The 19211-nt window shown below is 71.1% G+C and carries 15 protein-coding genes and 1 tRNA gene; 6 read left to right on the top strand and 10 right to left on the bottom strand.

Going from position 1 to position 19211, the window contains the following annotated elements; all coding sequences use genetic code 11:
• Nucleotides 1–28: 28 nt before the first annotated feature.
• The 6 genes from GTW40_RS30750 to GTW40_RS30725 all read right to left on the bottom strand — a co-directional run bounded on the left by GTW40_RS30750 (nucleotide 29) and on the right by GTW40_RS30725 (nucleotide 4250).
• Nucleotides 29–115 (bottom strand) — tRNA-Ser (locus GTW40_RS30750).
• 257 nt (nucleotides 116–372) lie between these two features.
• The gene (locus tag GTW40_RS30745; protein WP_161183411.1) at nucleotides 373–615 is read right to left on the bottom strand and encodes a hypothetical protein; all 243 of its coding nucleotides are present in this window, start codon (nucleotides 613–615) and stop codon (nucleotides 373–375) included.
• 110 nt (nucleotides 616–725) lie between these two features.
• The gene (locus GTW40_RS30740) at nucleotides 726–1445 is read right to left on the bottom strand and encodes an ABC transporter permease (protein WP_161183410.1); all 720 of its coding nucleotides are present in this window, start codon (nucleotides 1443–1445) and stop codon (nucleotides 726–728) included.
• 9 nt (nucleotides 1446–1454) lie between these two features.
• Nucleotides 1455–2366: an ABC transporter ATP-binding protein gene (locus tag GTW40_RS30735; protein ID WP_161183409.1), complete on the bottom strand. Its 912-nt coding sequence runs from the start codon at nucleotides 2364–2366 to the stop codon at nucleotides 1455–1457.
• The gene (locus GTW40_RS30730) at nucleotides 2363–3295 is read right to left on the bottom strand and encodes an ABC transporter permease subunit (RefSeq protein ID WP_161183408.1); all 933 of its coding nucleotides are present in this window, start codon (nucleotides 3293–3295) and stop codon (nucleotides 2363–2365) included. Before GTW40_RS30730 ends, GTW40_RS30735 begins: the two co-directional genes overlap by 4 nt.
• Nucleotides 3285–4250, bottom strand: coding sequence for an ABC transporter ATP-binding protein (locus GTW40_RS30725; protein ID WP_161183413.1), 966 nt, complete (start codon nucleotides 4248–4250; stop codon nucleotides 3285–3287). Before GTW40_RS30725 ends, GTW40_RS30730 begins: the two co-directional genes overlap by 11 nt.
• A 235-nt stretch (nucleotides 4251–4485) precedes the next feature.
• Here GTW40_RS30725 and GTW40_RS30720 point away from each other — a divergent pair, with 235 nt between their 5' ends.
• The 4 genes from GTW40_RS30720 to GTW40_RS30705 all read left to right on the top strand — a co-directional run bounded on the left by GTW40_RS30720 (nucleotide 4486) and on the right by GTW40_RS30705 (nucleotide 8888).
• Nucleotides 4486–6051, top strand: coding sequence for an SDR family oxidoreductase (locus GTW40_RS30720; protein ID WP_161183407.1), 1566 nt, complete (start codon nucleotides 4486–4488; stop codon nucleotides 6049–6051).
• A 123-nt stretch (nucleotides 6052–6174) separates the two neighbouring features.
• Complete coding sequence (locus tag GTW40_RS30715; RefSeq protein ID WP_161183406.1) at nucleotides 6175–6723, top strand: RNA 2'-phosphotransferase; 549 nt, start codon at nucleotides 6175–6177, stop codon at nucleotides 6721–6723.
• A gap of 64 nt (nucleotides 6724–6787) precedes the next feature.
• A complete protein-coding gene (locus GTW40_RS30710) occupies nucleotides 6788–7690 on the top strand; it encodes an LLM class flavin-dependent oxidoreductase (RefSeq protein WP_161183405.1) in 903 nt (300 codons plus the stop codon).
• Between the two features lie 268 nt (nucleotides 7691–7958).
• On the top strand, nucleotides 7959–8888 hold the full coding sequence (locus tag GTW40_RS30705; RefSeq protein WP_202486632.1) for an HAD hydrolase family protein: 930 nt from the start codon (nucleotides 7959–7961) through the stop codon (nucleotides 8886–8888).
• A gap of 7 nt (nucleotides 8889–8895) precedes the next feature.
• On the opposite strand, the gene cydD is transcribed toward GTW40_RS30705, so the two are convergent.
• From cydD to hisC, 4 genes are all read right to left on the bottom strand, one after another.
• Entirely contained in the window at nucleotides 8896–12459 is a 3564-nt protein-coding gene (gene cydD / locus GTW40_RS30700; RefSeq protein ID WP_161183403.1) for a thiol reductant ABC exporter subunit CydD, read from the bottom strand.
• 59 nt (nucleotides 12460–12518) lie between these two features.
• Nucleotides 12519–13523, bottom strand: a complete 1005-nt coding sequence (cydB, locus tag GTW40_RS30695; RefSeq protein WP_161183402.1) for a cytochrome d ubiquinol oxidase subunit II — start codon at nucleotides 13521–13523, stop codon at nucleotides 12519–12521.
• 15 nt (nucleotides 13524–13538) lie between these two features.
• A complete protein-coding gene (locus GTW40_RS30690; RefSeq protein WP_161183401.1) occupies nucleotides 13539–15047 on the bottom strand; it encodes a cytochrome ubiquinol oxidase subunit I in 1509 nt (502 codons plus the stop codon).
• Nucleotides 15048–15302: 255 nt separating this feature from the next.
• Nucleotides 15303–16382 (bottom strand): histidinol-phosphate transaminase, encoded by a 1080-nt coding sequence (gene hisC / locus GTW40_RS30685; RefSeq protein ID WP_161183400.1) that lies wholly within the window; start codon nucleotides 16380–16382, stop codon nucleotides 15303–15305.
• A gap of 407 nt (nucleotides 16383–16789) precedes the next feature.
• On the opposite strand from hisC, the gene GTW40_RS30680 reads away from it, so the two are divergent.
• Together GTW40_RS30680 and GTW40_RS30675 are read left to right on the top strand one after the other, a co-directional pair.
• Entirely contained in the window at nucleotides 16790–17902 is a 1113-nt protein-coding gene (locus tag GTW40_RS30680) for a LacI family DNA-binding transcriptional regulator (protein ID WP_161183399.1), read from the top strand.
• A gap of 234 nt (nucleotides 17903–18136) precedes the next feature.
• On the top strand, nucleotides 18137–19201 hold the full coding sequence (locus tag GTW40_RS30675; RefSeq protein WP_161183398.1) for a metallophosphoesterase: 1065 nt from the start codon (nucleotides 18137–18139) through the stop codon (nucleotides 19199–19201).
• The last annotated feature ends 10 nt before the right edge of the window (nucleotides 19202–19211 follow it).

Below are 19211 nucleotides of genomic sequence, written 5' to 3'. Positions count from 1 at the left end.
CATGCGGTCATGCGGTCATGCGGTCATGCGGAGGATGCACGGATCGAACGTGCGCGGGCTGTTACACCCGACCGCGGTTTAGCAAACCGGTGCCTTGCCACTCGGCCAATCCTCCGGGTGGGCGGCCTCACGCGAGAGCGACTTCGCGTGCTCGAAGCGGCCGCCCCGGGTGGCTCCCTGTGCGGAGCGGGCTCGACGGTGGGGTAACTACACCGGAGTCCGCCTCGGGCCACCCTGTCGGGAGTCGGACGTACTGCCGTGCAGAGGCATCGTCCGGCTCCTCTCCCGGTTCGGGTGCGCCGGGACGTTCCCGGCGGGGGCAACACCTACTGTGCCCCGGCCCGGAGTGAAGGTGCCACCGAATTAACGGCGTTACCGGCGGCGCCACCTGCGCCGACGGGCCCGGCTGAAGAACCAGCCCGCGGGCGGTTCGTCCGAGCGCCACGGCTGCGGCTCGGGCCGCTCCGCGCGCCAGCGGGCGGCGAGCATCCGGGCCCGGGCGGACGGCTCGACGGTGTCGGCGTCCCGGACGAAGTCCTCGTCGAGGACCACGTCGTCCCACGAGCCGGGGCCGTCCCGTCCCGGCTCGTCGTCCTGCGGTGTCCGCTCGGTCATCCACGCACCCCCGTGCCGTGTCTCAGCGTGCTTCCAGTGTGCCGGGGCAGGAGTGAAGGCCCCGTCAAAGCGCCGGGGCCTTCATGTGGTTCCTCTGGTCCCTCGCCCGCTTACTCCTCGCCCGCCAGCGTCAGCGACCGCAGCTTCCACCCCGCGAACCAGGTGGCCGCGACGGTCACCACGACCAGCAGCACCGTGGCCGTCGGCAGCCCCACGTCGGAGGTGATCAGGTCCCCGCCCGCGACCTTGTGGGCGACCGCGAGCGACCATTGCTGCACGCTCAGGGTGCGCGCACCGGACACCAGGGAGCCGAACAGCGCCTCCCAGACCAGCGCGTAGACGAGCCCGAAGACCACCGCGTGCCGCGAGACGGTGCCGAGCAGCAGGAACAGCGCCGAGTAGGCGATGGACGAGACGAGCGCGGCGATCGTGTAGGCGACGGCGATGTTCTGGCCGTTGCCGTTCAGGATCAGGCCCGCGATCAGGGTCGGGACGGCGGAGAACACCATGGTGACCGCGATGGCGACGATCAGCTTGGTGAAGATGATCGTCGGCCGCTTGAGCGGCTTGGACAGCAGATAGACCACGGAGCCGTCGTCGATCTCCGGTCCGATGGCGCCCGTGCCCGCGATGACGCCGATGATGGGCACCATGGTCGCGAGCGCGAACCCGCCGAGGACGTCGGCGGCCACTTGGTCGTCGGCACCGGTCAGGGCGCGGACGATCATGGAGATGACGATCAGGAGCAGCGGCAGCACGCCGAGCACGAGGGCCCGGCGGCGGCCGAGCAGGGCCCGGTAGGTGAGCCGGGCGACGGTGGGGTCGTACATCTTGGCCTCCTACGCCGCGACCAGATACGAGAAGACGGACTCCAGGGACTCGTCCGACGGCGAGACCGTGTGCAGCCGGATACCCAGGTCACGGGCGACCTTCGGCAGCAGCGTGGTGAAGCGGCCGAAGTCGACGGCCTGGACGAGCAGCGCGTCCTCGGACGTGTCGACCTCGATGCCGGCCGTGGACGCGTCCGCGATCAGCGCGGCCGCGAGGGCCCGGTCGTCGCTGGAGCGCACCAGGTAGCGGTGGGGCCGGTCGGTCATCAGACGGCGGATGCGGCGGAAGTCGCCACTGGCCGCGTGCCGTCCGGCGACGACGACCTCGATGTGCCGGGCGAGCTGCTCGACCTCCTCCAGGATGTGCGAGGAGAAGAGCACGGTGCGGCCCTCGTCGCCCATGGTGCGCAGCAGGTCCATGAGCTGCATCCGCTGGCGCGGGTCCATGCCGTTGAACGGCTCGTCGAGCAGCAGCAGCGAGGGGTCGTGGACGAGCGCGGAGGCCATCTTGACGCGCTGCCGCATGCCCTTGGAGTACGTGGAGATCTTCCGGTCCTGCGCGTGCTCCATCTCGACCGTGGCCAGGGCGCGCTGCGCCTCCTTGTCGCCGAGGCCGTGCAGTTCGGCGTTGGCGACCACGAACTCGCGCCCGGTGAGGAAGTCGTACATCGCCTCCCGCTCGGGTACGACGCCGATCTCCCGGTAGACGGACTCGTTGCGCCACACCGGGCGGCCGTCCAGGGTGATCGAGCCGGTGGAGGGGGCGAGGAAGCCGCCCATCATGTTGATGAGGGTGGACTTCCCGGCACCGTTGGGACCGAGCAGACCGGTGACGCCGGGGCCGATCGTCATGGTGATGTCGTTGACGGCGACCACGTTGCCGAACCAGCGGGAGACGTGGTCGATGCTGAGCGTTGTCACAGGCTCACCTTCTTGTAGCGGCGCAGCAGCAGGCCGTAGCAGGCGGCGATGACCCCGAGGACGACGATCAGGTAGACGAAGCCCTCGCCGGTGGACGGGCCGACACCGCTGGGGAACGACGACGCGCCGCCGAGCAGGGCCGACTGGATGCCGTCGATCAGGGTGACCGGGGAGAACAGGCCGATCCACGGCACCGCGCCACTGTTGCCCTGGGCGTCGGCGATGGCCTGGAGCGTGGAGACCGCGCCGTAGGAGATCGTCATGACGGCGATGACGGCGGCGATGCCGAAGCCGCGGCGCGGGGTGACGGAGGCGATGACCAGGCCGATCCCGGCGAACAGCAGGGAGAGCAGGGCCACCGCGACCACTCCTTGGCCGAACTTCTCGCTCTGGTGGGCCACCCCCATCTTGGCGAGCAGCGCGCCCACGTAGAGCACGAGCAGCGGGCCGCCGGTGAGGATGAACAGGGCCGAGGCGAGCGCCGCGAACTTCGCGAGCACGTAGTCGGCGGTCTCGATCGGCCGCGAGAAGTACAGCGGCACGGTCTTGAAGCGCAGGTCGCGCGAGACCGACTGGGGTGCCTGCGAAGCCACGTACAGGCTGATGACGGCCTGCATGATGATCGCGTACCGGCTGTAGGGGACCGGCAGTTCGTGCGCCTTGGTGGTCACCGCGACGGCGACCATGATGGCCGCGGGCACACACATCACCGCGAACAGCAGCATGGGCAGCACCTTGGACTTGGCCGAGCGGCCGAGGCCGTAGGCGCCGCGCAGGGACTGCGAGTAGAGCGAGAGGCGGGCGTAGGAGCGGCCGAGGCGGGGGCCGTCGTAGCCGCGGTAGCCGATGTCGTGGATGCGAGACTGGTCGCCGGAGGGCGAACCCGCCGACTCGGTGATGGGGTGCTGGGTGGGGTGCTCAACCGCCATGGCCGGCGGCCTCCTTCCGCTGCTCGTCGGCGGTGGTGAACACCTCGGAGATGCGGTGCCTGCGCTGTTCCATGCGCACCAGGCCGAGTCCGAGGTCCGCGACGACGTCGCGCACCAGGTCGTACGTCTCGTCGCCGCTCGCGGTCACCAGGACGATGTGTCCGGCGCCGGGCAGGCCGCCGCCCTCGTCCTCGGTGTCGAGGCCGCGCTCGCCGAGGGCCTCGCGCAGGGCGCGGGTGCCGTCGGGGTGGGTGTCGCTGTCGGTGACCTCGATCGCGAGGGTCGTCGTGGTCTGGGTGAAGTCGGTGGTGGAGCTGGACCGCAGCAGCTTGCCGCCGTCGACGACGACCACGTGGTCGCAGGTGCGCTCCAGCTCGCCGAGCAGGTGCGAGGTGACCAGGACGGAGATGCCGAAGTCGGTGTGGACGCGGCGGATCAGGCCGAGCATCTCGTCGCGGCCGACCGGGTCGAGGCCGTTGGTCGGCTCGTCCAGGAAGACGAGGCGCGGGTCGTGCACCAGCGCCTGGGCGAGCTTGACCCGCTGCTTCATGCCGGTCGAGTAGCCGCCGATGGGGCGGTACCGCTCCTCGTAGAGGCCGACATGGCGCAGGGTGTCCGCGGTGCGCTCGCGCGCGGCGGCGGCCGGCAGTCCGGACATGCGGGCCATGTGCACGACGAACTCGGTGGCCGAGACGTCGGGCGGCAGGCAGTCGTGCTCCGGCATGTACCCGACCCGCTCCCGGATGGCGGCGCCCTCGGTCGCCACGTCGAGGCCGAGCACGCTGGCACGGCCCTCCGAGGCGGGGGACAGACCCAGCAGGATCTTGATCAGGGTGGACTTGCCGGCGCCGTTGGCACCGACGAGTCCGGTCACACCGGGTCCGATGTCCACGGACAGCCGGTCGAGAGCGGTCACCCGTGGGTACCGCTTGCTCAGGCTCTCGGTCGCGATCACAGTCACGTCCCCGACGGTAGTGACGCGGGCCACGCCGGTCGTCAGACCTCAGAGCCGTCTTGGAGTCAGTCTCCGGTAGTACGGGGCCCTAGGGGACCGTGCGGGAGACGGGTTCTGGGGGACGGTGGGCCGGGATCCCTAGGGGTTACCCCGGCGATCTCCCCTATTGACGCTGCCTCTAACAACTGCGAGATTCAGCAGGGTCGGGAGTGCGGCGCCGGGCGGAGGAGACGTGATGCTGGAAGGTGCGCGCGAGCGCCGGATCAGGACCGGCGGGATCGAGCTGTGTGTGGCCGAACTCGGCGATCCCGCACGGCCGACGGTGGTGCTGGTGCACGGCTACCCGGACAGCAAGGAGGTCTGGTCGGAGGTCGCCGCCCGGCTCGCCCGCGGTTTCCACGTGGTGCTGTACGACGTCCGGGGCCACGGCCGCTCGACCGCGCCGAAGCCGCTGCGCGGCGGCTTCACGCTGGCCAAGCTGACCGACGACTTCCTGGCCGTCGCGGACGCGGTGAGCCCGGACCGGCCGGTCCATCTCGTGGGCCACGACTGGGGATCGGTGCAGTCCTGGGAGTTCGTGACGGTCGCCCGCACCCATGGCCGCATCGCCTCCTTCACCTCCATGTCGGGGCCGTCCCTCGACCACTTCGGGCACTGGATCAACGCCCGCGTGAAGCGCCCGACGCCCCGCAGGATCGGCCAACTCCTCGGCCAGGGCGCCAAGTCCTGGTACGTGTACCTGCTGCACACCCCCGTGCTGCCCGAACTAGCCTGGCGCGGCCCGCTCGGCAAACGCTGGCCGGGGATCCTCCAGCGGGCGGAGAAGGTCCCGGCCGACGGCTACCCGACCGGCTCCCTGCCCTCGGACGCGTCCAACGGCGCCTGGCTGTACCGGGACAACGTCCGTGCCCGGCTGCGCAGACCGCGCCCGGACGCCCACGCGCATGTGCCGGTGCAGCTGATCACGCCCGAGAGCGACGCGTTCCTCTCCCCGCAGCTCTACGACGACCTGGAGCGGTGGGTGCCGCGACTGGTCCGGCGCGTGCTCCCGGCCAAGCACTGGATTCCGCGCACCCGCCCCGATCAACTCTCCCTGTGGATCACCGAATTCGTGGAGTCGGTCGAGGAGGGCGGCCCGGCTTCCGTGCCCGACGGCCGTCATGGCGACCGTTTCGCCGGGCAGTTGGCGCTGGTCACGGGTGCGGGCGACGGCATCGGCCGGGCCGTGGCGTGCGCCTTCGCGGAGGCCGGCGCGCGCGTGGTCGCCGTGGACCGCGACCCGGAGGCGGCCGCCCGAACGGCCGAACTCGCCCTGTCGCTGGGGACGTCGGGGGCATGGGCGGAGTCGGTGGACGTCTCCGACGAACAGGCCCTGGAGAAGCTGGCCGGGAGAGTGCACGGCGAGCACGGTGTGGTGGATGTGCTGGTGAACAGCGCGGGCATCGGCCTTCCGGACTCCCTTCTCACCGCCTCCACCGACGCCTGGCGGACAGCACTGGAGGCCAACTTGTTCGGAACGCTGCACAGTTGCCGTCTCTTCGGAGCACGCATGGTGGAGCGCGGGCAGGGTGGCCACGTCGTCAACGTCGGTTCCGCTGTGACGGATCTGTCGGATCGCCTGCGCGCCGAACTGTCCGTGCACGACATTGGAGTTACGGCCGTCTCCACAGCCCCCGGCGTCAACTGGCCGCCGGAGAAGGCCGCGAGAGCAATCCTCGACGCCGTGGCACAGAACAAGCCAACTGTCGTGAAACGGGCGTCAGTTGTCCACAGGATCGCCAACTTCCTTGTGGATAAGTGAACTTAGCTGTGGATCAAACCTCAGAATGAAAATCGAGTGCGTGACCTACGTCTCTTCATGTACATCAGGGAATCAAGAAAGTAGGTAACCAGACTAAACAGAAAAGAGGGAATGTAAGGAAATATGGATGACATACGCACTGTAAAGCTGTCGAAGTACCTCGCGAAGCATCTGCGCCATCAGCCCGAGCGCATCGGACTCACGCTGGACGCGGGCGGCTGGGTCGAGATCGACGCCCTCATGACGGCGGCCGCCGCACACGGCTTCCGGTTCACGCGCGAGGACCTCGACCATGTCGTGGCCGTCAACGACAAGAAGCGCTACGCGGTCGACGGCACCCGCATCCGCGCCAGCCAGGGCCACACCGTGGCCGTCGACCTGGGGCTGCCCCCGGCCACCCCGCCGCCGTACCTCTACCACGGCACCGTCGCCCGCGCCCTGGACGCGATCCGCGCGGAGGGGCTGCGGCCCATGAACCGCCACGACGTCCATCTCTCGGCCGACCGCGAGACGGCCACCCGGGTCGGCTCCCGACGCGGCCGCCCGGTCGTCCTCCCGGTGGACGCCGCCGCCATGCACCGCGACGGCCATGTCTTCCGCGTCAGCGCGAACGGGGTCTGGCTGACGGAGGCGGTGCCGGTGCGGTATCTGCGGTTCACCGAGGCGCGCTGACCGGGCCCGGGGCGCCTTTCGCGGGCGTCCGGGCCCTCTTCACGGGCCACGTAGGCTCGACGCCATGAGTCTGCGTCTGAGCACCGTGATCCTTCCCGTCGACCGCTGGAACGAGGGCGGCCGAGCCAAGTGGCAGCGCGCGGAGGACTTGGGCTTCCACGCCGCGTACACCTACGACCACCTGTCGTGGCGCACCTTCCGCGACGGCCCCTGGTTCGGCGCGGTGCCCACTCTGACGGCCGCGGCGGCCACGACCTCGCGGCTGCGTCTGGGCACGCTCGTCACCTCCCCCAACTTCCGGCACCCGGTGACGCTCGCCAAGGATCTGATCTCCCTGGACGACGTCTCCGACGGCCGGATCACCCTCGGCATCGGCGCGGGCGGCGTCGGGTTCGACGCGACCGCGCTCGGACAGGAGCCGTGGACGCCGCGTGAGCGCGCCGACCGGTTCGCGGAGTTCGTGGCCCTGCTCGACCGGCTGCTCAGCGAGGGCGCGGTCACCGAGGAGGGCCGGTTCTACTCGGCCGTCGAGGCCCGCAACATCCCCGGCTGTGTGCAGCGGCCCCGGCTGCCCTTCGCGGTGGCGGCCACCGGCCCGCGCGGCCTGCGCCTGGCGGCCCGGTACGGGCAGGCATGGGTGACCACGGGCGACCCGAAGCTGTACGAGAACGGCACCCCCGAGCAGTCGGTCGAGGCGCTGCGCGGCCAGCTGGCCAAGCTGGGCGAGGCGTGCGCGGAGGCCGGCCGGGACGTGTCCGAGCTGGACAAGATCCTGCTCACCGGCTTCACCCCCGACCGCAGCGGGCCGCTCCAGTCGCTGGACGCGTTCGTGGACTTCGCGGGCCGCCACCGGGAGCTGGGCTTCTCCGAGATCGTCGTCCACTGGCCCGTCCCGGACTCCGACTTCGCCGCCGACCAGAAGGTCTTCGAGCGGATCGCGATGGAGGCGGTCGCGCAGCTGGGCTGACGGGGGTGGTCGGGCGGGGCCGGGTCGGCGGGGCTGGGATGGTCCGGCGGGCCGGGCTGGTCCGGCGGGGCCGGGCTGGAGTGGCCGGGCTCGTCCGGCGAGGCCGAGCCGGAGTGGCGGGCGGGGCAGCGGGACTGGTCCGGCGAGGCCTGGCCGACGAGGCGGGCGGGGCAGCTGGCCCGACAGGCATCAGCCGTGGCCGGATGTGACCCGTTCTGACCCCAACCGCGCCTCATATGTGCGGAGTCCCGCACGACCGTGCGCGCATATGCGCGAGAATGGCCGGGTGACCTCAGCGACCAGACAGCCGGGGACGCCCCCGGTATCACCCGCGTTCCCGGCCCCGCTCGGACAAGGAGGCACCGTAGGCCCGCCGCCCCGGCTGATCGCCACCGACCTCGACGGCACCCTTCTGCGCGACGACAAGACGGTCTCCGCGCGGACCGTCGCCGCGCTCGCCGCAGCCGAGGAGGCGGGGGTGGAGGTCTTCTTCGTCACCGGCCGCCCGGCCCGCTGGATGGACGTGGTCGCCGATCACGTCCACGGCCACGGCCTCGCGATCTGCGGCAACGGCGCCGCCGTGGTCGACCTGCACGGCGGCCCCGGCGCCCACCGGTTCGTCTCGGTGCGCGAGCTGACCCGGCAGAGCGCGCTCGACGCGGTGGGGCTGCTGCGCGAGGCGGCACCGGGCACGGTGTTCGCCGTCGAGCAGACCTACGGCTTCCACCAGGAGCCCGCGTATCCCAAGCTGCACATGGAGATCCCGGACAACCTGCTGCCCGCCGAGAAGCTGCTCGCGCCGGGCGGCCCGGACGCCGACCAGCCCGTCCTCAAGATCCTCGCCTACCACCCTGAGCTGGACCCGGACGCGTTCCTCACCACGGCCCGCGTCGCGATCGGCGGCCACGCCAACGTCACCCGCTCCAGCCCCAGCGCGCTCCTCGAACTGAGCGGCGCCGGGGTCTCCAAGGCCAGCACCCTGGCGCTGTGCTGCGCCGAGCGGGGCATCTCGCCCGAGGAGGTCGTCGCCTTCGGCGACATGCCCAACGACCTGGAGATGCTGACCTGGGCCGGGCGCTCCTACGCGATGGGCAACGCCCACCCCGACGTCCTCGCCGCGGCCACCGGCCGCACGGTCGCCAACACCGAGGACGGGGTGGCGGTCGTGATCGAGCGGCTGCTCGCCGACCGCCTCTGACCATCCCCTAGCCGGCCACCACCAGCGTCTCCGCCTCGGCCTCGCGCCGCGCCATCGCGCGCAGCGGGCCGTCGGCGGAGACCAGCTCCGCGTACGGGCCGCGCTGCACGACCCGGCCCGCGTCCAGCACGAGGACCTCGTCCACCGCGTCGAGACCGGCGAGCCGGTGCGTGATCAGCAGCGTGGTCCGGCCCTCGGTGGCGGCCAGCAGGTCCGCCGTGAGCGCGTCGGCGGTCGGCAGGTCCAGGTGCTCGGCGGGCTCGTCAAGGACCAGCACCGGGAAGTCCGCGAGCAGGGCCCGCGCCAGCGCGAGCCGCTGCCGCTGGCCCCCGGAGAGGCGGGCGCCGTGCTCTCCGACCAGCGTGTCCAGGCCCTCGGGCAGCTCGTCCACCCAGTCGAGGAGGCGGGCCCGCAGCAGGACGTCGCGCAGTTCGGCCTCGGTCGCGTCCTTCCGCGCCAGCAGCAGGTTCTCCCGCACGGTGCTGTCGAAGAGGTGGGCGTCCTGGGCGCACAGCCCGACCAGCCTGCGCACGTCGTCGCCGTCCAGCTCGTCCGCCGCGACACCGGCCAGCGTGTAGCTGCCCGCGCGCGGATCGAGGAAGCGCAACAGCACCTGGGCGAGGGTGGTCTTGCCCGAGCCCGACGGTCCGACCACGGCGATCCGGCGGCCCTGCTCCAGCGTGAGGTCGAGTCCGGCGAGCGCGTCGCCGTGCTGTCCCTCGTACCGGGCGCTGAGGTCGCGCACCACGACCGGGAACGGCGAGGCGGGGGCCCTCCGGGGCTCCTCCGGCTCGCGCACGGGCACCGGGGCGTCCAGGACCTCGTACACGCGCTCCGCGCTGCGCCGCACCCGCTGCCGGTAGCGCGCGGCGAGCGGCAGCCCCAGGACGGCCTCGAAGGCGGCCAGGGGGGTGAGGACGACGACGGCCATCGCGACGCCGTGCAGGCGTCCCGAGGCGACCCCGGTGGCGCCGACCAGCGCGGCGGCGGCGACCGTGAGTCCGCAGATCAGCGCGGTCAGTCCGTCGCCGAGGGCGGTGATCCCGGCCGCGCGCGAAGCGATCTTCGTGAGCGTGCCGTCCGCGCGCCGGGCCGCGTCCGTACGGGCGGGCAGCGCACCGGCCACGGTCAGCTCGGCCGTGCCGGTGAGCACGTCGGTCACACGGGTCGACAGCTCGCCCCGCGCCGGGGCGAGGCGGCGCTCGGTGCGCCGGGCGACCGACGCGGTGAGCAGGGGCACACCGACGCCCGCGAGGAGCAGGCCCGCCGCCAGGACGGCCCCGGCCTCGGGCAGCAGCCACGCCGTGAAGCCGACCGAGGCGGCGGAGACGACGACCGCGACGCCGGTGGGCATCAGCCAGCGCAGCCAGTAGTCCTGGAAGGCGTCCACGTCGCTGACCAGCCGGCTGAGCAGGTCACCCCGCCGGGTGGTCCGCAGCCCGGCGGGCGCCAGCCGCTCCAGGCGCCGGTAGACGGCGACCCGGGTGTCGGCGAGCATCCGCAGCACCGCGTCGTGCGAGACCAGCCGCTCGGTGTACCGGAAGACAGCCCGCCCGATGCCGAAGAACCGGGTCGCGGTCACGGCCACCAGCAGATAGAGCACCGGCGGTTCCTGCGAGGCCCGCGAGATCAGCCAGCCGGAGGTCGCCATCAGACCGACCGCGCAGCCGAGCGCCAGGCTGCCGAGGACCAGGGCGAAAACGAGGCGGCCGTAGCGGGGCGCGGCCAGCGCCCGGACCCGGGCCAGGACGTGCCGTGGGCGGCTGCCGTTCGCCGTCGCGGGCGGGACCGGCACGCCGTCCGCGTCGAGCGGACCGCTGTCCGGCAGGTCCGCGAGAGTGGTGGCGGCCGCGGCGGGCTCGGGCACATGGGCGTCGAGCGCGGTGGCGGCCAGCTCCGGAGGGATCACCTCGGCCATGGCGGGAGCGGCCTCGGTGGCGACCGGGGCCGCCAGCCGGACCACCCGGTCGGCCGCTTCGAGCAGCGCGGGCCGGTGCACGACCAGCAGGACCGTGCGGCCCACGGCGAGCCGCCGGACCGCCGCCACGACGTCCGCCTCCGTGGCGCCGTCCAGGGCAGCCGTGGGCTCGTCGAGGAGCAGTACGGGCCGGTCCGCGAGGAAGGCGCGGGCGAGCGCGAGCCGCTGGCGCTGACCGGCGGAAAGCCCCGCCCCGTCCTCGCCCAGCACCGTCTCGGCGCCCGCGGGCAGCGCGTCGACGAAGTCCAGGGCACCCGCGTCCGCGAGGGCCTGGCGTACGGCCGCGTCGTCGGCGTCGGGGCGGGCCAGCCGGACGTTCTCGGTGATGGTGCCCGCGTAGACGTGCGGCCGCTGCGGCACCCAGGCGATCCGCGAGCGCCACTGCTCGAGGTCGAGGTCCGCGAGATCCGCGCCGCCGATCCGGACCTGCCCCGCGGTGGGACGCACGAAGCCGAGCAGGACATTGAGCAGGGTGGTCTTGCCCGCCCCGCTGGGGCCGACCAGCGCGACGGTCTCCCCGGGTTCGACGGCGAAGGACACGTCGGCCACGGCGTCCGTCGAGCGGCCCGGGTAGCGGACGGTCACGGAGTCGAAGGAGAGCGCGCCCTCGGGCACCCGGCCGGTGCCGGACGCCGGGACGGGGGTCTCCAGCACGGCGAAGATCTCCTCCGCCGCCGCCAGGCCCTCGGCCGCCGCGTGGTACTGGGCTCCGACCTGGCGCAGCGGGAGGTACGCCTCGGGCGCCAGCACCAGAATGACCAGGCCGATGTACAGGTCCATGCTGCCGTGCACCAGGCGCATGCCGATGGTCACGGCGACCAGGGCGACCGAGAGCGTGGCCAGCAGTTCCAGCGCGAAGGACGAGATGAAGGCGATCCGCAGGGTCCGCATGGTGGCCTGGCGGTATTCGCCGGTGATCCGGCGGATGGACTCGGCCTGCGCCTTGGCCCGGTTGAAGACCTTCAGCGTGGGCAGCCCCGCCACCACGTCCAGGAAGTGACCGGAGAGCCGGGACAGCAGCCCCCACTGCCGGTCCATCCGGGACTGGGTGGCCCAGCCGATCAGCATCATGAAGATCGGGATGAGCGGAAGGGTGATGACGATGATCGCCGCCGACACCCAGTCCTCGGTGACGATCCGCGCCAGGACGGCCACGGGCACGACCACCGCGAGCCCCAGCTGCGGGAGGTAGCGCGAGAAGTAGTCGTCGAGGGCGTCGACCCCGCGCGTGGCCAGCGTGACCAGCGAACCGGTGCGCTGACCGCTCAGCCACCCGGGGCCGAGCGTGGCGGCCCGCTCGACCAGCCGCTCCCGCAGCTCCGACTTCACCGCCGCACTGGCCCGGTGGGCCGCCAGCTCGGTGAGCCAGGAGACGAGCGCCCGCCCGCAGGCGACGGCGACCAGCATCCCGAGGGGTGTGACCAGCTCGGAAGCGGTCTTGCCCTGCTGGAAGGCGCCCACCACGACTTCGGCGATGAGCATCGCCTGGGCGATGACCAGCCCGGCGCCGAGTGCGCCCAGGACGACGACCGCCACCAGGAAGAGACGCGTGGCGCCCGCATAGCGCAGGAGGCGGGGATCGATCGGTTTCACGTGAAACGTGTCCTTCAGTCCCGAGAGTGTGTTTCACGTGAAACATACCCTTGGGACGCTCAGTGTGCGGTGTCGGCGATGTGTTGCGTACCGATGCGCTGACGGAACACCCAGTAGGTCCAGCCCTGGTAGAGCAGCACGAGCGGCGTGGCGATCGCGGCGCACCAAGTCATGATCCGCAGGGTGTACGGACTCGAAGAGGCGTTGGTGACGGTCAGGCTCCAGTCTCCGTCGAGCGTGGACGGCATGACGTTCGGGAAGAGCGACAGGAAGAGCATCGCGACGACCGCCACGATGGTCACTCCGGACAGCGCGAACGCCCATCCCTCCCGTCCCGCACCGGTGGCCACGAGGGCTGCCGTCAGCGCGGCGACCGTGACGATCAGCGCCGCGAGGCTGGAGACGTCACCGCTGTGGGCCTGCGTCCACAGCAGGAAGCCGAGCGCCGGCACGGCGGTGACGAGACCGGCCCGCAGGGCCAGCCGACGCGCCCGTACCCGGATGTCCCCGACCGTCTTGAGCGCCGCGAAGACCGCGCCGTGGAAGGTGAACAGCGTGAGCGTCACCACACCGCCGAGCAGCGCGTAGGGGTGGAAGAGGTCCGCGAGGCCGCCGACGTACTCGAAGTGCCGGTCGATCTTCACGCCGTACGCGATGTTGCCGAAGGTCACGCCCCAGAGGAAGGCCGGGAGCAGCGAGGTCCAGAAGATCGCCCACTCCCAGTTGCGCTGCCAGTTCTCCTCGGGCCGCTTGGCCCGGTACTCGAAGGCGACGCCCCGGACGATCAGACAGACCAGGATCACCAGCAGGGGCAGATAGAAGCCGGAGAAGAGGGTGGCGTACCACTCCGGGAAGGCGGCGAAGGTCGCGCCGCCCGCCGTGAGCAGCCACACCTCGTTACCGTCCCAGACAGGGCCGATGGTGTTGATCAGCACCCGGCGCTCGGCCCGGTCGCGGGCGAGGAGCCGGGTCAGGATGCCGATCCCGAAGTCGAATCCCTCCAGGAAGAAGTAGCCGGTCCACAGGACGGCGATCAGGACGAACCAGATGTCGTGAAGATGCATGACTGTTCCCCCGGCCTAGTACGAGAAGGCCATCGGCTTGTCGGCGTCACGGAGATCGCCGCCGATCCTGGTGGGCGGGTTGAGGTCGGCCTCGGTCAGCTCGGGCGGACCGGCCTTGGCGTACTTGGCGAGCAGCCGGACCTCGATGACGGCGAGGATCGCGTAGAGCGCGGTGAAGACGGCCATCGAGATGACGACCTCGGCCTGGGAGACGCCGGGGGAGACCGAGTGGCGGGTCTGCAGGACGCCGTAGACGGCCCAGGGCTGGCGGCCGGTCTCGGTGAAGATCCAGCCCCAGGAGTTGGCGATCAGCGGGAAGGCCAGCGTCCAGACGGCGATGCGCCAGAACCAGGTGCCGAGCTTCGGGCCGAGCGCCTTGTGGGGGAGGAGGACCAGGTGCGGCACCTCGTCCTCGCCGACCCGGAGGTGCTGGGGGAGCAGGAACTTCTTGCGGGTCAGCCAGAGTCCGGCGATCCCGAGGGTGAAGGAGAACATGCCGAAGCCGATCATCCAGCGGAAGCCCCAGAAGGCGACCGGGATGTTGGGCCGGTAGTCGCCGGGCCCGAACCGCTGCTGCTCGGCCTTGTTCACGTCGTTGATGCCGGGCACGTAGGACGAGAAGTCGTCGTTGGCGAGGAAGGACAGCAGACCGGGGATCTCGATGGCGACGGTGTTGTGGCCCTTCTGCACGTCGCCGTAGGCGAAGATCGAGAAGGGGGCGGGCTTCTGACCGTCCCACAGGGCCTCGGCGGCGGCCATCTTCATCGGCTGCTGCTTGAACATGACCTTGCCGAGCACGTCTCCGCTGACCGCGGTGAGCAGTCCGGCGACGACCACGGTGACCAGACCGAGGCGCAGCGAGGTCTTCATCACGCGGATGTGCCTGCGGCGGGCCAGATGGTAGGCGGCGATGCCCACCATGAAGGCGCCGCCGGTCAGGAAGGCCGCGGCCAGGGTGTGGAACGCCTGGCTGAGCGCGGTGTTCTGGAAGAGCACGGCCCCGAAGTCGGTCAGCTCCGCACGGCCCTTGACCTTGTCGATCCGGTAGCCGACGGGGTGCTGCATCCAGGAGTTGGCCGCGAGGATGAAGTACGCCGACAGCACGGTGCCGAGCGAGACCATCCATATGCAGGCCAGGTGGATCTTCTTGGGAAGCTTGTCCCAGCCGAAGATCCACAGTCCGATGAAGGTGGACTCGAAGAAGAAGGCGATCAGGGCCTCGAAGGCGAGCGGGGCGCCGAAGATGTCACCGACGAAGCGCGAGTAGGCCGACCAGTTCATGCCGAACTGGAACTCCTGCACGATGCCGGTGACGACGCCCATGGCTATGTTGATCAGGAAGAGCTTGCCCCAGAACTTCGTCGCCCTGAGGTACACCTCCTTGCCCGTGCGCACCCATGCCGTCTGGAGCCCCGCGGTGAGGGCGGCCAGGGAGATCGTGAGCGGAACGAAGAGGAAGTGGTAGACGGTGGTGATGCCGAACTGCCAGCGCGCCAGGGTCTCCGGCGCCAGAGCCAGTTCCACGTCGTCACTCTCCTAACTCCACCGCGACACACGGTGGGGTTTACCCCTTTTGTCTAGTACATATGGGGCTATTGGGGCCGAGCTTGTGAAAGCGTTCACATTCACAAGCCATTATGACGTACGCGTCTTCGATATCCGATAGGGGGTCAGCCACCAATACGGCAGCCCCTCCTGACACCGGACGCGCCTACGGCTGGGGCCCCGCACACGGCGGGGCCCCACAGGAACGCTCCGGTACTCCTTACGGCCGTCCGCTCAGCTCGTCTCGCGGAACGCCTCCGCCACCTTCAGGAAGATGTCGTTCGCCTCGGTCTCCCCGATCGTCACCCGGACGCCCTCGCCCGCGAACGGCCGGACCACCACGCCGTGCCGCTCGCATGCCTCGGCGAACTCCGCGGTGCGCTCCCCCAGCCGCAGCCACACGAAGTTCGCCTGGCTCTCCGGCACGGTCCAGCCCTGGGCGCGCAGCGCCTCCGACACGCGCTGGCGCTCGCACACCAGCGAGCCCACCCGGCCCAGCAGTTCGTCCTCCGCCTGCAGCGAGGCGATCGCCGCCTCCTGCGCGATGTGGCTGACGCCGAACGGCACCGCCGTCTTGCGCAGCGCCGCCGCCACCGGCTCGTGGGCGATCGCGAAGCCGACCCGCAGCCCGGCGAGGCCGTACGCCTTGGAGAAGGTGCGCAGGACGCAGACGTTCGGCCGCTCCCGGTACAGCTCGACCCCGTCGGGCACCTCCGGGTCGCGGATGAACTCCCGGTACGCCTCGTCCAGCACCACCAGCACATCGCTCGGCACCCGGTCGAGGAACCGTTCCAGCTCGGCGCGCCGGACCACCGTGCCGGTCGGGTTGTTGGGGTTGCACACGAAGATCAGCCGGGTCCGGTCGGTGATCGCGTCGGCCATCGCGTCCAGGTCGTGCACATCGCCGTCCGTCAGCGGCACCCGGACCGACCGGGCACCGCTGATCTGCGTGATGATCGGGTACGCCTCGAAGGAGCGCCAGGCGTAGATCACCTCGTCGCCCGGACCGCTGGTCGCCTGGACCAGCTGCTGGGCCACGCCCACCGAGCCGGTGCCCGTGGCGATGTGGGACACCGGGACACCGAAGCGCTCGGCCAGCTCGCTCATGAGCGCGGTGCAGGCCATGTCCGGGTAGCGGTTGAACTCGGCGACCGCGGCGGTGACCCGCTCCATGACGCCGGGCAGCGGGGGATAGGGGTTCTCGTTGGAGGACAGCTTGTAGGCGGCCTGGCCGCCGGCCGCGGCGGGCTTGCCCGGCTTGTAGGTGGGGATACCCTCCAGCTCGGCGCGCAGCTTGGGGCTCGTCTCGCTCACCGCAGTCCTCCTCGCGACCACCGGCGGACCGTCGACGCCGCCGGCTTCCAATACTCCTCACCTTAAGAGGATTCGGCGCGGTTGCGTACCTTCGCGACGGGGGCTCCGTCGGCCGCGCGGGGCGTCCGTACCGGCACTCTCCCTGGGGGGCGCACCGTACGTCTGTCCGTGCGCCGGTGGCTCGCGCCGTGGCGCGCATCCCTCGTGCAGGTGAGTTGAGACCTCTTCGAAACATCGGGCAGTTGGCAGGTCCACACGCGTGGATACGTCACGTCTCGCCATCGAATCGATCAACTGCCTTGCTTTCCCAGGCAGTTATGTATTGACGACCATGCAGAAACGTGCCTGTCAACGCGTGCATATGCGTCCGCACTACCCCACCGCCTGAGCCCTACTATCGGCACGCCATGACAGCAGCAGGGAAGCACCAGGTGAGCCGCGCGGAAACCTCACGACGAGGCAGCCGGCCGGGCCGGGCGGGCATCAGAGACGTGGCCGCCGCCGCCGGGGTCTCCATCACGACCGTCTCCGACGCCCTCAACGGCAAGGGGCGGCTCCCGGATGCCACCCGGCGCCATGTCCGCGAGGTGGCCGACCGGCTGGGCTATCGCCCGTCGGCAGCCGCCCGCACCCTCCGTACGGGCAAGTCCGGCCTCATCGGCCTGACCGTGACCACGTACGGGGATGAACCTTTCACCTTCACCGAGTTCGCGTACTTCGCCGAGATGGCCCGGGCGGCCACCTCCGCCGCTCTCGCCCGCGGCTACGCGCTCGTCATCCTCCCGGCCACCTCGCGCCACGACGTGTGGTCCAACGTGGCCCTGGACGGCACGGTCGTCATCGACCCCTCCGACCAGGACCCGGTCGTCAGCGAACTGGTCCGGCAGGGCTTACCGGTCGTCTCCGACGGCCGCCCGGCGGGCTCGCTCCCCGTCACCGCCTGGGTCGACAACGACCACGAGGCCGCCGTCCTCGGCATCCTCGACCATCTCGCCGCCGCGGGCGCCCGCCGGATCGGCCTGCTCACCGGCACCACGACGGACACGTACACCCATCTGTCGACCACCGCCTATCTGCGCTGGTGCGAGCGCGTCGGCCAGGACCCGGTGTACGAGGCGTACCCGGCCCACGACCCGTGCGCGGGCGCCATCGCCGCCGACCGGCTCCTCGCCCGCCCCGACCGGCCGGACGCGGTCTACGGCCTCTTCGACCCCAACGGCACCGACCTCCTGGCCGCCGCCCGCCGCTACGGCCTGCGCGTCCCCGACGACCTGCTGCTGGTGTGCTGCAGCGAGTCCACGGTGTACGCGACCACCGAGCCGCCCATCACCACCCTCTCCCTCAAGCCCCGCCGCATCGGCACGGCCGTGGTCCAGCTCCTCATCGACGCCATCGAGGGAGTCGACTCCGACCACCCGGTCGAACAGGTCATACCGACGGAACTGATCGTGCGTACCTCGTCGCAGCGGCGCCCGCCGCGGACGACGGTGAGCCCGCCCCGAACGCCGGAGAAGGGGTAGCGGGTCCTCGGCGTGGCCCGGCCGACCCGCCCGGCGGGTCCACGCCGACTACCGGTCGAACTCATGCCCAATCGGTGTGAAAGCCACGATGAACTGGCGTCTTGTTCGGATTCACCACCCCTGGGTCGTCACATGGCGCGACGCTCATTCCTATGATGGGCCCACGACACCGCGGGCCGCTGCGACCAGGCAGTCCGAAGCGGTGCAGCTGCGGCGCGATGGTGGAGGGGTCTGATGACTCAGGGGGCCGGTCAGGGGACCGAGGTGGAGCGCACGGAGACCGTGCGCGACTTCCGGGTGCCCGCGTACGTCCATGAGACCGGTCCGTATCCGCATCCCGGCAACGTGGTCCCGGCCGACGAGGACTTCCCCGACGGCTACACGCCCACCCAGCGCGACCTGCCCGTCATCCAGCGCGGCGACACCATCCAGCTCCCGGTCGACCCGGACGCCGCGCACGCGCCCCGGGAGAACGCGGGCCCCGGCCCGCTGTACGTCGTCGGCGACGTCCACGGCTATCTGGACGAGCTGCTCGCCGCCCTGCGCGAGCAGGGACTGATCGACGACGCGGGCCAGTGGTGCGCGGGCACCGCCCGGCTCTGGTTCCTCGGCGACTTCACCGACCGGGGTCCGGACGGCATCGGCGTGATCGACCTGGTGATGCGGCTGTCCGCCGAGGCGGCCGCCGCCGGCGGCTACTGCAAGGCCCTCATGGGCAACCACGAACTGCTGCTCCTGGGCGCCAAGCGGTTCGGCGACACCCCGGTCCACTCCAGCGCGGGCACGGCCACCTTCCAGGCCGCCTGGCTGCTCAACGGCGGCCAGAAGACCGACATGGACCGCCTCCAGGACCACCATCTCCAGTGGATGGCGCGCCTCGACGCCGTCGAGTCGGCCGACGGCTATCTGCTGCTCCACTCGGACACCACCGCCTATCTCGACTACGGCGACTCGATCGAGGCCGTCAACGACACGGTCCGCGAGACCCTGACGCGCAACAGCGTGGACGAGGTCTGGGACCTGTTCCGCAAGCTCACCAAGCGCTTCTCGTTCCGCGACGAGGGCGGCGCGGACGCCGTGCGCTCCCTTCTCGATACGTACGGCGGCACCCGGGTCGTTCACGGCCACAGCCCCATTCCTTATCTGCTCGGCCATGTCGGCTCCGAGGAGGACGAGGAGGACAGCCGCCCGCACGTCGAGGGACCGCACGTCTACGCCGAGGGACTCGCCATCGCCATGGACGGCGGCGTGACCATGGCCGGAAAGCTGCTGGTCCGGCAACTCCCCCTGGACGCCTGAGGGTTGGGCC

Source organism: Streptomyces sp. SID4985, from assembly GCF_009863025.1.
In the GTDB taxonomy this organism is placed as follows: Bacteria; Actinomycetota; Actinomycetes; order Streptomycetales; family Streptomycetaceae; genus Streptomyces.
This window is presented reverse-complemented; position numbering and strand designations above follow the sequence as displayed.

Coding starts and splice junctions, on each gene's coding strand:
- GTW40_RS30730 (WP_161183408.1), bottom strand. CDS start 3,295: ATGGCGGTTGAGCACCCCACCCAGCACCCCATCACCGAGTCGGCGGGT.
- GTW40_RS30715 (WP_161183406.1), top strand. CDS start 6,175: ATGGATGACATACGCACTGTAAAGCTGTCGAAGTACCTCGCGAAGCAT.
- GTW40_RS30720 (WP_161183407.1), top strand. CDS start 4,486: ATGCTGGAAGGTGCGCGCGAGCGCCGGATCAGGACCGGCGGGATCGAG.
- GTW40_RS30680 (WP_161183399.1), top strand. CDS start 16,790: ATGACAGCAGCAGGGAAGCACCAGGTGAGCCGCGCGGAAACCTCACGA.
- GTW40_RS30675 (WP_161183398.1), top strand. CDS start 18,137: ATGACTCAGGGGGCCGGTCAGGGGACCGAGGTGGAGCGCACGGAGACC.
- GTW40_RS30745 (WP_161183411.1), bottom strand. CDS start 615: ATGACCGAGCGGACACCGCAGGACGACGAGCCGGGACGGGACGGCCCC.
- GTW40_RS30740 (WP_161183410.1), bottom strand. CDS start 1,445: ATGTACGACCCCACCGTCGCCCGGCTCACCTACCGGGCCCTGCTCGGC.
- GTW40_RS30705 (WP_202486632.1), top strand. CDS start 7,959: ATGCGCGAGAATGGCCGGGTGACCTCAGCGACCAGACAGCCGGGGACG.
- GTW40_RS30710 (WP_161183405.1), top strand. CDS start 6,788: ATGAGTCTGCGTCTGAGCACCGTGATCCTTCCCGTCGACCGCTGGAAC.
- cydB (WP_161183402.1), bottom strand. CDS start 13,523: ATGCATCTTCACGACATCTGGTTCGTCCTGATCGCCGTCCTGTGGACC.